The sequence below is a fragment of the Flavobacterium muglaense genome, assembly GCF_014305155.1.
Taxonomy (GTDB): domain Bacteria; phylum Bacteroidota; class Bacteroidia; order Flavobacteriales; family Flavobacteriaceae; genus Flavobacterium; species Flavobacterium muglaense.
On sequence record NZ_JACRUK010000042.1, the window covers coordinates 18,996 to 34,221 of the forward strand.

Below are 15,226 nucleotides of genomic sequence, written 5' to 3' on the forward strand. Positions count from 1 at the left end.
AACTATTATGAATCTATTTAGCCGTGTTTTATTCGAAAACCACAATACCGCTTTGTCGTTAACTTACACATACTTAGAAAAAAAATGTACATTATGATCTCAAAAAATCACTTGTCATTACTGTTAGCTGTAAATGATAATTCTCAAAAAACAGGTCTAGTTTACAAAATCTCATCACATTCATACACATCCTTCAATCGCACTCCTTTTTCTGTGTGTTGCACCGTTATGATTTGGTTGTGTGCATCGTGCTCTAAAAACAAATAGTGATTGTTATCAGCAGCGGCATTTAAAAATTTTGTTTTCTCAGGCATTGTCAATAATGGTCTTGTATCGTAACCCATTACATAAGGAACTGGAATATGTCCGGCTGTAGCCAATAAATCAGCACAAAAAACTATGGTTTTATCTTTATATTGAATGTGCGGAATCATTTGTTTCTCGGTATGGCCATCGGCAAAGAAAATTCCAAAACCCAACTCTGACCGTTCCAGAAAGTCACCATCTGGACGTTTGATAAAATTGAGTTGTCCACTTTCTTGCATGGGTAAAATATTCTCTGATAAAAAAGAAGCTTTTTCTCTTGGGTTGGGCTTTGTTGCCCATTCCCAATGACTTTCATTCGACCAGAATTTAGCGTTTTTAAAAGCGGGTTCGTATCCTGTTTTATCACTGTTCCACTGCACGCATCCACCACAATGATCAAAATGCAAATGGGTCATAAAAACATCGGTTACATCATCTCGGTGAAAACCATATTTGGCCAATGATGCATCCATAGAATGAGAACCCCATAGGGAGTAATATCCAAAAAACTTTTCGGACTGCTTGTCTCCCATTCCGGTATCAATCAATGTGAGTCGGTTGCCGTCTTCAATTAGTAAGCATCGTGCAGCAATATCAATTAAATTATTGGCATCGGCTGGATTGGTTCTATTCCAAATCGTTTTTGGTACCACACCAAACATCGCTCCTCCATCTAATTTAAAGTTTCCGGTTTCTATGGGATATAATTTCATTGTTTTGTTTTTTAGATACATTAATAGTCAAATATAACAGATTCTGATGGATTGACCTTTATTTTACCTTTTAATATCCCTCAAAAAAAAAGTCGCAATAACTAGCTTTTAAACTAATAATTGCGACTGAAGTACTTTGCAAAAGCCTATTATTCTTTCAGTTCTTGAAATAGTGTTTTCAGTTTTACATTTTCTTGAATTTTATGTTTTTTTCCCTTGTTGAGCATATTGATATATTTGATTCGTTCTTCTGTCATGGGATGCGAACTTAAAAATTGAGGGATAGTCATCTTTCCATTAGATTGTAACCTTTTAAAAAGATTTGACATACCATTTGGATCCACGTTGTTCTTGGTTACGATTTCCAAGCCTTTCAAGTCAGCCTCTTCTTCAAACTTTCGAGAGAAAGAAAGTGACTGCAAGCTATTCACATTGTCGCCAATGACCGCCATCACACCATTAGTATCTCCTAAAATAGCCGATATAAAAATATAACCAGATAAATTTCGACATAACATTTTCATGGCATGCCTACTATTAACATGTGCTGATTCGTGACCCAAAAGCGCTACCAGTTCATCATAATCCTCCATTTTGTTTACAATGCCTGAATAAACAACTATTGTTCCATCGGGCAATGCAAAGGCATTAACAACATCTTCATTTACATAGATAAAATGCAATGGTTTGGTGTTGTTAAGCTGCAACTCATTTGCGAAAGCGTTAAGTGATTTTGTTTTAGCCGAATCTACCTCTGAAAAAAGCAAACTCTGCTCTACAAAGCTACTGCCTAATGTGTTATCATAACTTTCAGGAATAATTACTACTGCCTTTTCTCCAAACCAAGGAATTACATAGACATAGGTCAACCCAATTAAGGTAAAGATCAGCAACGCTAACAGCACATGCGTCTTAAATCCAGAGTTAATCAACTTTTCATACCAGTTTTCGTGACCATTCTCTTTTCTAAAAACCTTGATCTTATTAATGAAATCCGTATCTGAAATTTTTATAATTTGTACTGCATCAGTACCTTGGTATTGCAATTGCAAACCAGTATCAAGAGTTTCAAAAACAATATCTTTAATGTGCCATTCATTTTTAGCATCCTTGGTCGTTTGAAAAGAAAGGGCATGCTTGTATTTGTCCAGAAAAACAATAATGTTTTGTGGAACAGATGATTTTCCATCGTATAAAATCGCTTCAGCCTGTAGCATCATATTTTACACTATAAAGTCAATATCTAAAAAATCGCTAACATCATCACCTGTAGCGTCTTTAAAATTCTCTTCGGTTTGTTGCAAACTATCTAAGTCTATGTTACCATCAACTTTTATATGATCAAAAATAAATTTCATAGTTCTTGTAACTGCCCAAGCATAACCAAAACCTAGAGTAAAGATTATCAAAAGTAAATTAGTCAAAATCAAACCTGCAAAATCACCTCCAGTAGCCGTTGAAGTAAGTTCAACGCTTTTACCCTCTTTATGTAATGATAAGTTATTTACAAAATATTCAAATATATCTTTTTGCCACCAAAAACTATAAATTCCCAAAGTAACGAGTGTCAAAAGATATCCTTTTAAATTCATCATAAAATAATCACCACCATCACCATCATACTCAAACTCAGCATCACCAAAACGAATGTTACTAAACACATATTTACGCATATTGATGTGAAACCAACTTCCGTAAATCCCAAAAGTAACAATCGTTAACAAGAACCATTTAAAAAATAGTTTTACAAACTCCTGCTTGTCTCCTCTATATCCAAAACGAATTCCTCGCCATGATGTTCTAGACATTCTATAACGATAAGACCCATGTATAGCTAAAGGCAATACAGCAAATATTCCTAAATAAAAGAGTAACATCCCAACGAATGGCAATTTTAAATATATAAAAATTCCCATAATAGCAAACAGTCCAAAAAACAAAATAATCGCTTTTATAAACCCTTTAAACATCTCGTTACCAGTTCCATGAAAAGCAAACGGATCGTTGTTTAAAGATGTTTTTCCACAAAAAAATTGCAATGTTTTGGCTTTCGCCCAAGGATAATAGATTCCCAGAGTCACAATAGTTAAAAGCCAATTGACTATTACAATCCCGAAAAAGTCTCCTCCTTTTCCTTTAAAGTCTAAATTGTAGGTCATTTTTTTAGGTAATAAATCTTCCATAAATGGTTAAAGTTAATGTTAGTTAAAAATTTTGTAAGTTAAAAACCGTTAAATATATATCATTTAGCTTAATTTATGACAATAACTTTTTTCTATTTTATCATTAGTTATAAAAATGTTATCAATTATGGAAAAAGGTTTTTATATACTATCTTTGTGGTTAATTTAGACAAAATCAATATAACAATGATAAAGGTTTCTGATACTGCCAAAAAGAAAATTATCGATTTGATGACCGAGGACGGTTTTGACGCGGCTACAGACTACGTAAGAGTGGGTGTAAAAAGCGGCGGATGTTCTGGCTTATCTTATGATTTGAAATTTGACAAAACCAAAAACGAAGAGGATAAGATTTTCATAGACAACGACATAACAATCGCTGTAGAAAAAAAATCCTTCCTTTATTTAGCCGGAACAATTTTAGAATTCTCTGGAGGAATAAACGGAAAAGGTTTTGTTTTCAACAATCCTAACGCAACTAGAACTTGTGGATGCGGAGAGAGTTTCTCTTTATAGGTAAAAGTAAATTGTCACAAAATCAAAGGATCAAAATGACATTAGACTTAAAAACACATTACACCAATTAATAAAGGTTACAGCACAACAGCTAACTGTAAACCTTTAAATCTTTAAATAAGAATGAGCAAATACACAGAAGACGACTTAAAAATCGAACTCGAAAACAAAGAATACGAGTATGGCTTTTACACCGAACTAGAATCGGACACTTTCCCTATTGGGTTAAATGAAGATATCGTTCGTGCCATTTCACTTAGAAAAGAAGAACCACAATGGATGACGGACTGGCGTATTGAGGCCTTTCGTGCTTGGCAAGAAATGACAGAACCTGAATGGGCAAACGTACATTATGCTAAACCTGATTTTCAAGCGATCTCTTACTATTCGGCACCAAAAGCAGTTGACCCTAATAAAACATTAGACGATGTAGATCCTGAACTTTTAGAAATGTACAAAAAGTTAGGTATCTCTGTTGATGAGCAAAAAATGATGAACAATGTAGCCATGGATATCGTAGTTGACTCGGTTTCTGTAGCGACAACATTCAAGAAAACACTAGGAGAAAAAGGAATTATATTCATGAGTATTTCTGAGGCTATTAAAGAGCATCCAGAATTAGTTCGTAAATACCTTGGAACTGTAGTACCTCAAAAAGACAATTTTTATGCTGCTTTAAATTCAGCTGTTTTCTCTGATGGATCTTTTTGTTATATCCCTAAAGGCGTACGTTGCCCAATGGAATTATCTACTTATTTCCGTATCAATCAAGCAGGAACTGGACAGTTTGAAAGAACGTTGCTCGTTGCTGATGCGGGAAGTTATGTAAGTTACCTTGAAGGATGTACAGCGCCAAGCCGTGACGAAAATCAATTACACGCTGCAGTAGTGGAATTAATTGCACTTGAAGATGCCGAAATTAAATATTCAACTGTACAAAACTGGTATCCTGGAAACAAAGAAGGTAAAGGGGGAGTTTTCAATTTTGTAACCAAAAGAGGAATTTGCGAAACCAATGCAAAAATATCTTGGACACAAGTAGAAACAGGTTCTGCTGTAACTTGGAAGTATCCATCGGTGATATTAAAAGGAGACAATTCAGTAGGTGAATTTTATTCGATTGCTGTAACTAATAATTACCAACAAGCAGATACTGGGACTAAAATGATTCATTTAGGTAAAAACACTAAATCGACCATTATCTCAAAAGGAATCTCAGCGGGTAAATCACAAAACAGCTATAGAGGTTTAGTACAAATAAGTCCGCGTGCTGACAATGCACGTAACTTTTCACAATGTGACTCTTTATTAATGGGAAACAATTGCGGCGCGCACACTTTCCCTTACATCGAAAGTAAAAATCCATCTGCCAAAATTGAACACGAAGCAACAACAAGTAAAATTGGTGAAGACCAAGTTTTCTATTGCAATCAACGCGGAATCCCAACTGAGAAAGCAATTGCTTTAATCGTAAATGGTTTTAGCAAAGAAGTTCTAAACAAACTACCAATGGAATTTGCTGTAGAAGCTCAGAAATTATTAGAGATAAGTTTAGAAGGTTCGGTAGGTTAAAAATTAGTTTAAAGTTTAAGGTTTAAAGTTGAGCAACTTATGAGTAACTTTAACCGTTAAAATTTAAACAAAAATAAATGGCTACAATTACACGTTTTGAAGATTTAGAAATTTGGAAAGAAGCCAGACGACTAGCCAAAGAAATTCATTTTATTGCTCTGGAAACAGATTTGAAAAATGATTTCAGGTTTAGAGATCAAATAAAAGCATCATCTGGTTCCGTAATGGATAATATTGCCGAAGGGTTTGAAAGAAATGGAAATTTAGAATTTAGACAATTTTTGTCTATCGCCAAAGGTTCCGCTGGAGAAACAAGATCGCAATTATACCGAGTGCTAGATTACAATTATATAGACGTTGTTAAGTTTGAAATTTTAAAAACTGACTTCGAAAATTTAAGTGGAAAAATAAATAATTTTATATCATATTTAAACAAGAAAGATTTTAAAGGAACCAAGTTTCAGTAAACACAAGAACTTTAAACTTTAAACTTTAAACAACTAAAAAAGGATGTTAAGCATAAAAAATTTACACGCTTCAATAGGCGACAAAGAAATATTAAAAGGAATTAATCTTGAAGTAAAAGCAGGAGAAATTCACGCGATCATGGGACCAAACGGTGCTGGAAAAAGTACCCTAGCGTCTATCATCGCAGGAAACGAAAACTACGAAGTAACAGGCGGTGAAATTTCATTAGATGGAGAAGATCTTGCTGAATTAGCACCAGAGGAAAGAGCACACAAAGGCGTTTTCCTTTCGTTTCAATATCCAGTAGAAATCCCAGGAGTTTCAGTGACAAACTTCATGAGAACTGCCATCAATGAAACCCGTAAAGCAAACGGTCAAGACGAAATGCCTGCTAACGAAATGTTGAAATTAATTCGTGAGAAATCAGAATTATTAGAAATTGACCGTAAGTTTTTATCGCGTTCCCTTAACGAAGGATTCTCCGGTGGAGAGAAAAAACGTAATGAGATTTTCCAAATGGCAATGCTAGAACCAAAATTAGCAATCCTTGATGAAACTGATTCTGGACTAGATATCGATGCATTACGTATCGTAGCTAACGGAGTTAACAAATTGAAAAGCGACAAAAACGCGATTGTAGTAATCACACACTACCAACGTTTATTAGACTATATCGTACCGGATTTCGTTCACGTATTATACAATGGTAAAATTGTAAAATCAGGCGGAAAAGAACTAGCACACGAACTAGAAGAAAAAGGATACGACTGGATCAAACAAGAGCAGGAAGCATAATTTTTGTTTGAAGTTTAAAGTTTAAAGTTACCACAAGATAACTTTAAACTTTTAAACCTTAAACTTTAAACAAACTATAATAAAATGGATTTAAAAGAAAAATTAGTATCGTCTTTTATGGCTTTTGAGGAACGCGTTGATGTGCACTCTGAGCTTCATGATGTACGTACAGCAGCATTAAAGAATTTTGAAAACAAAGGGTTTCCATCTAAAAAAGAGGAAGCTTGGAAATATACTTCGCTAAATGCAATCTTAAAAAATGACTTCACCGTATTCCCTAAACAAGAGAATACAGTACAGTACAGTGATGTAAAAAAATATTTCTTACATGAAATAGACAGCTACAAAGTAGTCTTCATCGACGGAATATTTAGTTCTCATTTATCAGCAACAACACATGAAGGAATTGATGTGTGCTTGATGTCATCGGTATTAAACAAACCGAAATACAAAGAGGTAATTGATACTTATTTCAACCAAATTGCAAACAAGGAAGAAAGTTTAACCTCTCTTAATACGGCTTTCGCCAATGAAGGAGCGTATATCAATATCCCTAAAAATAAAGTTGCCGATAAGCCTATCGAAATCATGTATTTCTCTACAGGATCAGAAGCAGCACTTTTAGTTCAGCCTAGAAACTTAATCATTGTAGGCGAAAATGCCAATGTACAAATCATCGAGCGCCACCAAAGTTTAAACGAAAATGCCGTTTTGACTAATGCCGTAACCGAAATTTTTGCTGAAAAACGCGCAATCGTTGACCACTATAAAATTCAAAATGACAACCTAACAGCTAACCTTATTGACAACACTTATGTGTCGCAAAAAGAAGAAAGTAGCGTTGCCGTAAATACTTTCTGTTTTGGTGGAAACCTAACCCGTAACAACTTGAACTTCTACCATTTTGGTGAACACATTGTAAGTTACCTAAATGGAGTAACCATCATTGGTGAAAAACAACACGTAGACCACTACACCCTAGTGCAACACGCAACACCAAACTGCGAAAGTCACCAGGATTATAAAGGAATTTTCTCAGACCGTGCAACCGGAGTATTTAACGGGAAAATATATGTAGAGAAAGAAGCGCAAAAAACAAATGCATTTCAAAAAAGTAACAATATTCTATTGAGCGACAAAGCAACAATCAATGCAAAACCGCAATTAGAGATATTTGCCGATGATGTAAAATGTTCGCATGGCTGCACCATTGGACAGCTAGACGAAACAGCAATGTTCTACATGCAACAACGCGGAATCCCTCAAAAAGAAGCCAAAGCATTGTTGATGTACGCTTTTACAAACAACGTAATTGAAAGCATTAAAATACCAGAATTAAAACAACGCATCACAAAACTTATTGCAAGTAAACTAGGTGTGAAAATGGGATTTGATTTGTAATCAAAAGGAACATTATAAAATAAGGGCGCAAAGTTTGTAGTAAACTTTGCGCCCTTTCTCTATTTAGACCTGTCTTGAAACACTATTATTATTTAGGAGCTATTCCCGCTATTCGTTACAATCTTTTATTGTTTTAAAGAAAAACAATAAAAGGATTTCCACTGCTATCGGGGCTAAAAGCAGTACAATTGCCAAAAAAAACACGAATGTCTGTTCGAGCGGAGTTGAGAACCATTTGTCAAATTGAGAATTGTCTAGAACCACTTTTGCGTCTCGACTCCGCTCGACCTGACAAAACCAGACTACACCACACTGCACTTAAATTTATCTACAACAGCCTTTTACTTACAAAAAAACCTTTAATTGCTACTTCTTCTTAAAACTTCCAAGAATCCCTTTCAACATTCCGTTTACATCAAACTTAGCGTCTTCGGTCAATCCCATTCTTACAATTACTAAATCCATTGACGGAATAATAAATACTTTTTGCCCTTGAAAACCATTAGCCGAGTATAAATCCTTTGGTGCATCAGGATAACGCCCACCAGCATTCAACCAAAAGTGAGCTCCATAATCTCCATTTGATCCATTGGTTGGCGTTGCAACATATTCGGCCCAACCAGCATCAAACAACTGTTCACCATTCCAGTTTCCTTTATTTAAGTACAGTAGTCCAAATTTCCCCCAATCACGTGTCGTTGCCCAAGCATACGATGATCCTACAAAATTTCCTGCCATATCGGTTTCTACAATCATAGAATTCATTCCTATTTTATCAATTAGAGCCGAGTACCAAAAATCTAAATATTCTTGGTGGGTTTTAAATTGATTTCTTAAAATATAAGACAACAAATTTGTTGTTCCTGATGAATAATTCCAATGCGTGTTGGGCTTAAAAACAGCTTCCTTTTCAAGTTGAATTCGCCCCATATTCTCTGCTTGAAACAGCATTTTTGTCGCGTCACAAATCGTACTGTAATTCTCTTCCCATGCCAATCCTGAGTTCATGTGCAACAAATCACTAGTAGTAATTATTTTACGATCATCATTTTTCCATTCGCCAATAGGCGCTGGTTTATTAACATTGTATTTTCCTTGATGTTGTAAGATTCCAAATAAAGTTCCCGTTATACTTTTGGTCATCGACCAACCCAAAATTTTACTGTTTTTATCAAAACCAGTGTCGTACTTCTCAGCAATGATTTTATCTTTATAAATAACCAATAGTGATCGTGTTCTTTTACTAATTTTCCCTTTCTCATCAAAAGCATTGGCTACAGCCGCATTTAATTTGCCATAATCAACATTGGTAAAAACGGTATCCTTTGGTTCATTGTTCCCATAAGGAAATGTTAAATTGTTTTTTACAAAAATTCTATTAGGTACTTCATACGGTTTTGAAATATCAAAATTATCATCAATCAAAGTCGCCCCTAACCCCGGTCTGTAAATCGCTCTACGTTCCTTCAGCCCATAAACTGATGCGGTTGCAAACTTTCCGTTATCATCAATAGTGTTCGTAGCCAGATCAATTAGTTTGATGTCATTGTCGCCTTTTTCAATAACCTCCTGTTCACGCTGATCGATGAAATGTCCAGAAGCAATACTTTTGGCTGAAAAGCCGGAAATCAAATCCAGTTTTGGATAAGTCGTAAACCCGATATAAAAAGCAACTGCTAACAGTGCAAAACCAACATACTTGAATACTTTTTTCATGACTTTTAGATAATTTATGCTGCAATTTAAATAATTTATTGCTTGGCTACACTAATTTATTACTATTATAAATTCCAAACCTATGCTTCACGAAAATCTAAAAATGATGCCTGAAACAATTTAGTTTTTAGTACTTTTGTATTTAGAATTTTTCTAAATAATTATGCTAGACATTCAAAAAATAAGAGCCGATTTTCCGATACTTTCTGAGACTGTAAACGGAAAACCATTAGTATATTTCGATAACGGAGCAACTTCGCAAAAACCACAAATTGTGATTGATGCAATCTCTAAATATTACCAAGAAATCAATGCTAATATCCACCGTGGTGTACATACTTTAAGCCAATTAGCTACTGATGCTTACGAGATTTCTCGTGGCAAAGTGCAAAATCATATCAATGCCCAATTTTCACATGAAGTACTTTTTACTTCGGGTACAACCTTTGGAATTAATTTAGTTGCAAATGGATTTGCATCTATCTTAAAACCGGGTGACGAAGTACTTGTTTCATCCTTAGAACACCACAGTAATATTGTGCCTTGGCAAATGTTGTGTGAGAAGACAGGTGCTACTCTAAAAGTGATTCCTATGAATGACAAAGGAGAATTGATCATGGCAGAGTATGACAAATTACTGTCAGACAAAACCAAAATTGTCACTGTAAATCATATTTCGAATGCTTTAGGAACTCTGAATCCTATTAAATACATGATTGACAAAGCACACGAAGTAGGTGCTGCCATATTGATTGATGGTGCTCAAGCAGTACCGCATCTTAAACCTGATGTACAAGCATTAGATTGTGACTTTTATGTTTTCTCTGGACACAAAATGTGTGGCCCTACAGGAACAGGGATTTTGTACGGTAAAGAAGCTTGGTTAAACAAATTACCTCCTTATCAAGGTGGTGGTGAAATGATCAAAGAAGTGACTTTTGAAAAAACAACCTATGCTGAGTTGCCGCATAAATTTGAAGCAGGAACGCCTAATATTGCTGGCGGAATTGTGCTAGGAACCGCTATTGACTACATGAACGAAGTTGGTTTTGACAACATTCAGCAACAAGAATTAGAATTATTAGAGTACGGAACCAAGCGCTTGTTAGAAATTGAAGGCCTACGTATTATTGGTACTGCCACAGAAAAAACATCGGTAATTTCGTTTAATATCGAAGGCATTCATCCGTATGATATTGGTACGATAATTGACAAATTAGGGATAGCGGTACGAACAGGACATCACTGCGCGCAACCGATTATGAACTTTTTTAATATTCCGGGAACCATTAGAGCCTCTTTTTCTTTTTACAATACAAAAGAAGAAGTTGACGCACTAGTTGAAGCCGTAAAAAGAGCACAAATGATGCTTTCTTAAAACAGCAATTATGAAAATACTTTCTCTATTATTTTTAACGCTCTTTCTAGGAAAAGGATGTAGCAACGAAGCAAAACAAGATATTGCATCGGCAACTATTGAATATGTAGCCAACACAAGAGGCTTTTATCAAAAGATAATCATCGAAAAACAAATGGTTACAATTACTGAGGACCGTACAGGAAAAGAAAAAGTTGAGCCCACAAAAATTAGTGATGCCGACTGGAAGGAGTTAATTGACCTGTTTCAAGAAATAAGCCTAGACGAAATTAAAGATTTAAAATCGCCTACAGAAAAACGATTCTATGATGGAGCGGCTATAGCCAATTTAAAAATTACCTATCAAGGAACAACCTACACAGCAGCAAGCTTTGACCATGGTTTTCCTCCGTTTGAGATTAAACGATTAGTGAATAAAATAAATTCATTTTCAAAACAACAAGATGAAGATTAAAGACATACAAGAAGAAATAGTAGACGAGTTTAGCATGTTTGACGACTGGATGCAGCGCTACGAGTACATCATTGATCTAGGGAAAAATTTGCCTTTGATTAAAGACGAAGCAAAAACCGATAACAATCTTATCAAAGGTTGTCAATCAAAAGTGTGGTTACAAGGTGAGCAAAATGATGACAAAGTAGTTTTTACGGCCGATAGTGATGCCATATTAACCAAAGGAATTATAGCTATTTTAATTCGTACCTTCTCTAACCAATCACCAGCCGATATTCTTGCTGCTGATATGGACTTTATTGATGAAATAGGATTAAAAGAACACTTATCTCCTACGAGAGCAAATGGTTTAGTATCCATGATAAAAAACATTAAGATGTATGCTTTAGCATTCGATGCTAAAAAATAATTGTTAGACTATGCTATATAAGTCATAGAAGCAAATTAAAAAAAGGCTCACTCTTATTTTAAAAAACCGTTAAACATAAGAACTTATATGTCCCTCTATTTTATTTTACAAATAGAAACTTATATGTTAACAAAAACAGATTAAACAAAAACAAAATGACACAAGAAATAGACACAAACGAATTAGGAGAGGCAATCGTAAAAAAATTAAAAACAATTTACGACCCTGAGATCCCTGTTGACATATACGAATTAGGATTGATTTATGATGTAATGGTAAACACCGATTACGAAGTAAAAATCCTAATGACACTAACCTCTCCCAACTGTCCAGTGGCCGAAAGCTTACCAAGAGAAGTAGAAGACAAAGTAAAATCAATCGAGCATGTAAAAGACGCTGAAGTTGAAATTACTTTTGACCCACCATGGAGCAAAGACTTAATGAGTGAAGAAGCTAAATTAGAACTAGGAATGCTTTAAAAAAAAGGTTTCAAGTTTAAGGTTTCAAGTTATACGTGCAAAATTTTAAACCTGAAACTTTAAACTTTAAACAAAAAAGAAATGGAAGAAATCATAAATAAAGTAGCGAATAGCGTACTCGAAGTTTTTGATCTTGAGGATTATTATCCAAAAGGAATTCGAACTCAAATCGATATCTCGCAGTGGTTGCTCGAAGGTTTTTTACTAAAAGAAAAAGATTTTAGAGAGTACCTTAAAAACCATGACTGGACACAATACCAAGACCATCTTGTTGCAATCAATTGCAGCACAGATGCCATTGTTCCAGCTTGGGCATCAATTTTAGTGGCTATTCAACTCGCTCCATTTGCTAAGAAAATTGTCAATGGAAATCTCGAGGATTTGGACGCCACATTATATGAAGAGTTACTACCAAAAATAGATTATAGTGTTTACAACAACAAACCTGTGATCATTAAAGGTTGCTCTAGAAAACCGGTTCCCATGCGCGCCTATATTATTGCAGCGCATCAATTACAACCCCATGCTCGAAGTATTATGTACGGCGAAGCCTGCTCAGCAGTTCCATTGTACAAAGCTTCAAAAAAATAAAATACTTAAAGCGCAACTCTTAAAAAGTTGCGCTTTTTTACTTAAAAAAAGGGGTGGAAAAACTTTATTTACGCAAATTATCGAGAATTTTAGCCATTCGTCTAAAAGAATTTTAGTTAATTGAAACCGTCTAATAAAACTACTATAGCAACTACTCTTCGCTTGCTTAGGATTTAAAAAAACTACAGTATACTTTCTAAATTTCCATATTATCCATTTGACTTTCAATACATTAAAATAAATTCTGATTTATTTCTATTCTATAAGCCTTTACTGAATTTAAGAAATAATAAGGCAGAAAATCGCCTTATTAAAAAACATACCAAACTGTATATCAAGCACTAAAGTTTAAAACTGATTTCGAATTTTTGATTATCTTTGCACTTTAAAATAAAAAATATGAAAAAATTACTACTAACTTTCGTTTTACTTTTTGCTTTAGCGACAGTTACAGCGCAAGAGGTTGCAAAGGATTCAACAAAATTATGGACAAGAAAAGGAAACATTTCTTTATTATTCAACCAATCATCTTACAGTAAAGAATGGCTTGGAGGAGGAACTTCAAACATAGCCGGAAACTTCGGATTGAACTATGACTTCAATTACAAAAAAGATGATGTAGTTTGGGATAACAAATTTATCTTAGCCTACGGATTAAGTAAAATTAAAGGCGATGCGCTAACAGCAAAAACAGATGACCGTATAGAGCTTAACTCTCTTTGGGGTAAAAAAGCATCAGGAAACTGGTATTATTCAGCTTACTTTAATTTTAAGAGTCAGATGGATACTGGTTTAGACAAAAATGGTGTACGTATTTCACACTTTTTCTCACCTGCTTATTTCCAAATGGGACCGGGTATGTTATGGAAAAAGAATGACAATTTAAGTATTAACTTTGCTCCAGCAGCAGCAAAAGCAATTTTTGTAGACAGTCATTTTACCAACCTAGGATCGTCTTTTGGTGTATTACAAGGGGATAGTTCCCGTTTTGAATTTGGAGCAAGTATATCTGCTTATTACAAATTTAATTTAATGACCAATGTTTCTATCGAAAACAGATTGAACTTGTATTCTAACTATTTAGACGCACCTCAAAATGTGGATGTAGATTACCAAATGAATGTAGTGATGAAAATCAACAAATACCTTTCGGCAAATGTTGCGCTACAAGCTATTTATGATGACAATGCAGTTCAAGCGATTCAGTTAAAAGAACTTTTTGGAATAGGAGTAAACTACGGTTTTTAATCCTAAATTACACCTACTTAAAATGCCCTTTTGAAAAAATTCAAAAGGGCATTTTTTTTATATTATTGCCGTTAACCATTTCTCCGCATGGAGAGATTACGCAGTTCGTAACTGATTATTGCCTGTTACAGATAAAATTTATTTGGAAAATTAAATGTGAACGTACCCTAAAATTCGCAATGTTCCCAAACGGCTTTTAGCAACAGTAATTTTTATTCATAGATAAATATCTTTTCTAGTATTTTCGTTTTTACAATTTTTGCGTTTTCTTGGTCAAAATAATTATTTTTTCCACTGATACTTGTTAATCCAAACCATTCAGTAAACCTTTCAAAAGTTCTCACCAAGTAACAACTATTGAATTGTTTTTCTGGTGTTGAATAATCTCCATTAAAATGTGTGATGCATTTCTCAAAAACTTGTAAATATTTTGCTGCATAAAAGCTTGTGAATTTTTGTTCTTCACCAAATTTTTTCAATAAGTATATTGAAAACAAATAGCCATATTGTCCAACAGGTTCTTTCGTGTAACCATCATTATAAGCCCAATTGAATTTTTCTGTAAAAATTAAAAATATAACTTTAAAAAGTGCAACACGATTTTCAGCTTTCAAGTATTTTTCTCCATTTTTTGTTAGCAATAATTTTCCCTTGCTTTTTTTGACAAGATTTGTTAATTCACATACATTTTTGGCAGTTTTAACTGAGATACACTGATCTTCATGAGACAGTTTATTAATTCCTGATTCAATATTTTCATCAATTATAAACTTAAAGTGATATAATTCAGCAAGTATTTTTTTAGGAAGTGCTCCAAGTGGTGTGAGTTTTATAAATCCATCACGTTGTATTATTTTTAACAACTCTTCGCAAATTCTGAAAAAGGAAATTTCATCAAGCGTTTCATAATCGATAGTAGAACTAATACCAAACGCATTTATTGTATAGACCAAATATTGTCTAAAAAAACATAGCTATAACCACAGATACTCATGAC

At 34.3% G+C, this 15,226-nt stretch carries 16 protein-coding genes; 11 read left to right on the forward strand and 5 right to left on the reverse strand.

The features are described from left to right. Window positions 1-161: 161 nt before the first annotated feature. From H8R24_RS14035 to H8R24_RS14045, 3 genes are all read right to left on the reverse strand, one after another. Window positions 162-1,019: an MBL fold metallo-hydrolase gene (locus H8R24_RS14035; RefSeq protein ID WP_187020182.1), complete on the reverse strand. Its 858-nt coding sequence runs from the start codon at window positions 1,017-1,019 to the stop codon at window positions 162-164. Between the two features lie 149 nt (window positions 1,020-1,168). Beyond that, the gene (locus H8R24_RS14040) at window positions 1,169-2,239 is read right to left on the reverse strand and encodes a M48 family metallopeptidase (protein ID WP_187020184.1); all 1,071 of its coding nucleotides are present in this window, start codon (window positions 2,237-2,239) and stop codon (window positions 1,169-1,171) included. Window positions 2,240-2,242: 3 nt separating this feature from the next. After that, on the reverse strand, window positions 2,243-3,202 hold the full coding sequence (locus H8R24_RS14045) for a YjgN family protein (RefSeq protein ID WP_187020186.1): 960 nt from the start codon (window positions 3,200-3,202) through the stop codon (window positions 2,243-2,245). Between the two features lie 186 nt (window positions 3,203-3,388). Between H8R24_RS14045 and H8R24_RS14050 the strand changes: the two genes are divergently transcribed. From H8R24_RS14050 to sufD, 5 genes are all read left to right on the forward strand, one after another. Continuing rightward, the gene (locus H8R24_RS14050; protein WP_187020189.1) at window positions 3,389-3,718 is read left to right on the forward strand and encodes a HesB/IscA family protein; all 330 of its coding nucleotides are present in this window, start codon (window positions 3,389-3,391) and stop codon (window positions 3,716-3,718) included. Between the two features lie 123 nt (window positions 3,719-3,841). Beyond that, window positions 3,842-5,290: a Fe-S cluster assembly protein SufB gene (gene sufB / locus H8R24_RS14055; protein WP_187020192.1), complete on the forward strand. Its 1,449-nt coding sequence runs from the start codon at window positions 3,842-3,844 to the stop codon at window positions 5,288-5,290. A 77-nt stretch (window positions 5,291-5,367) separates the two neighbouring features. Next, entirely contained in the window at window positions 5,368-5,757 is a 390-nt protein-coding gene (locus tag H8R24_RS14060; protein ID WP_187020194.1) for a four helix bundle protein, read from the forward strand. A 43-nt stretch (window positions 5,758-5,800) separates the two neighbouring features. Then, window positions 5,801-6,553: a Fe-S cluster assembly ATPase SufC gene (sufC, locus tag H8R24_RS14065; protein WP_187020197.1), complete on the forward strand. Its 753-nt coding sequence runs from the start codon at window positions 5,801-5,803 to the stop codon at window positions 6,551-6,553. Window positions 6,554-6,637: 84 nt separating this feature from the next. Further along, on the forward strand, window positions 6,638-7,954 hold the full coding sequence (gene sufD / locus H8R24_RS14070; protein WP_187020200.1) for a Fe-S cluster assembly protein SufD: 1,317 nt from the start codon (window positions 6,638-6,640) through the stop codon (window positions 7,952-7,954). 366 nt (window positions 7,955-8,320) lie between these two features. Here sufD and H8R24_RS14075 read toward each other — a convergent pair whose 3' ends face one another. After that, the gene (locus tag H8R24_RS14075) at window positions 8,321-9,670 is read right to left on the reverse strand and encodes a serine hydrolase domain-containing protein (protein ID WP_187020202.1); all 1,350 of its coding nucleotides are present in this window, start codon (window positions 9,668-9,670) and stop codon (window positions 8,321-8,323) included. A gap of 163 nt (window positions 9,671-9,833) precedes the next feature. Here H8R24_RS14075 and H8R24_RS14080 point away from each other — a divergent pair, with 163 nt between their 5' ends. The 6 genes from H8R24_RS14080 (at window position 9,834) to H8R24_RS14105 (ending at window position 14,229) form a co-directional block, all read left to right on the forward strand. Next, window positions 9,834-11,048: an aminotransferase class V-fold PLP-dependent enzyme gene (locus H8R24_RS14080; protein ID WP_187020205.1), complete on the forward strand. Its 1,215-nt coding sequence runs from the start codon at window positions 9,834-9,836 to the stop codon at window positions 11,046-11,048. A 10-nt stretch (window positions 11,049-11,058) separates the two neighbouring features. After that, window positions 11,059-11,502, forward strand: coding sequence for a hypothetical protein (locus tag H8R24_RS14085; RefSeq protein WP_187020207.1), 444 nt, complete (start codon window positions 11,059-11,061; stop codon window positions 11,500-11,502). After that, window positions 11,492-11,911 (forward strand): SufE family protein, encoded by a 420-nt coding sequence (locus tag H8R24_RS14090; RefSeq protein WP_187020210.1) that lies wholly within the window; start codon window positions 11,492-11,494, stop codon window positions 11,909-11,911. Before H8R24_RS14085 ends, H8R24_RS14090 begins: the two co-directional genes overlap by 11 nt. Before the next feature lie 155 nt (window positions 11,912-12,066). Continuing rightward, window positions 12,067-12,390, forward strand: coding sequence for an SUF system Fe-S cluster assembly protein (locus tag H8R24_RS14095; RefSeq protein WP_187020212.1), 324 nt, complete (start codon window positions 12,067-12,069; stop codon window positions 12,388-12,390). Window positions 12,391-12,471: 81 nt separating this feature from the next. Next, window positions 12,472-12,981 carry a DUF2480 family protein gene (locus tag H8R24_RS14100; RefSeq protein ID WP_187020215.1) on the forward strand — a complete coding sequence of 170 codons (510 nt, stop codon included), beginning with the start codon at window positions 12,472-12,474 and terminating at the stop codon, window positions 12,979-12,981. 399 nt (window positions 12,982-13,380) lie between these two features. Further along, complete coding sequence (locus H8R24_RS14105) at window positions 13,381-14,229, forward strand: DUF3078 domain-containing protein (RefSeq protein WP_187020217.1); 849 nt, start codon at window positions 13,381-13,383, stop codon at window positions 14,227-14,229. Window positions 14,230-14,441: 212 nt separating this feature from the next. Here H8R24_RS14105 and H8R24_RS14110 read toward each other — a convergent pair whose 3' ends face one another. After that, window positions 14,442-15,182, reverse strand: a complete 741-nt coding sequence (locus H8R24_RS14110) for a hypothetical protein (RefSeq protein ID WP_187020220.1) — start codon at window positions 15,180-15,182, stop codon at window positions 14,442-14,444. Between the last annotated feature and the right edge of the window lie 44 nt (window positions 15,183-15,226).

Bases quoted from the DNA above. Each gene is read 5' to 3' on its own strand.
- H8R24_RS14095 (WP_187020212.1), top strand. From the start codon at position 12,067: ATGACACAAGAAATAGACACAAACGAATTAGGAGAGGCAATCGTAAAA.
- sufD (WP_187020200.1), top strand. From the start codon at position 6,638: ATGGATTTAAAAGAAAAATTAGTATCGTCTTTTATGGCTTTTGAGGAA.
- H8R24_RS14050 (WP_187020189.1), top strand. From the start codon at position 3,389: ATGATAAAGGTTTCTGATACTGCCAAAAAGAAAATTATCGATTTGATG.
- H8R24_RS14100 (WP_187020215.1), top strand. From the start codon at position 12,472: ATGGAAGAAATCATAAATAAAGTAGCGAATAGCGTACTCGAAGTTTTT.
- H8R24_RS14085 (WP_187020207.1), top strand. From the start codon at position 11,059: ATGAAAATACTTTCTCTATTATTTTTAACGCTCTTTCTAGGAAAAGGA.
- H8R24_RS14035 (WP_187020182.1), bottom strand. From the start codon at position 1,019: ATGAAATTATATCCCATAGAAACCGGAAACTTTAAATTAGATGGAGGA.
- H8R24_RS14090 (WP_187020210.1), top strand. From the start codon at position 11,492: ATGAAGATTAAAGACATACAAGAAGAAATAGTAGACGAGTTTAGCATG.
- sufB (WP_187020192.1), top strand. From the start codon at position 3,842: ATGAGCAAATACACAGAAGACGACTTAAAAATCGAACTCGAAAACAAA.
- H8R24_RS14040 (WP_187020184.1), bottom strand. From the start codon at position 2,239: ATGATGCTACAGGCTGAAGCGATTTTATACGATGGAAAATCATCTGTT.
- H8R24_RS14075 (WP_187020202.1), bottom strand. From the start codon at position 9,670: ATGAAAAAAGTATTCAAGTATGTTGGTTTTGCACTGTTAGCAGTTGCT.
- H8R24_RS14080 (WP_187020205.1), top strand. From the start codon at position 9,834: ATGCTAGACATTCAAAAAATAAGAGCCGATTTTCCGATACTTTCTGAG.
- H8R24_RS14045 (WP_187020186.1), bottom strand. From the start codon at position 3,202: ATGGAAGATTTATTACCTAAAAAAATGACCTACAATTTAGACTTTAAA.
- H8R24_RS14105 (WP_187020217.1), top strand. From the start codon at position 13,381: ATGAAAAAATTACTACTAACTTTCGTTTTACTTTTTGCTTTAGCGACA.
- H8R24_RS14060 (WP_187020194.1), top strand. From the start codon at position 5,368: ATGGCTACAATTACACGTTTTGAAGATTTAGAAATTTGGAAAGAAGCC.
- sufC (WP_187020197.1), top strand. From the start codon at position 5,801: ATGTTAAGCATAAAAAATTTACACGCTTCAATAGGCGACAAAGAAATA.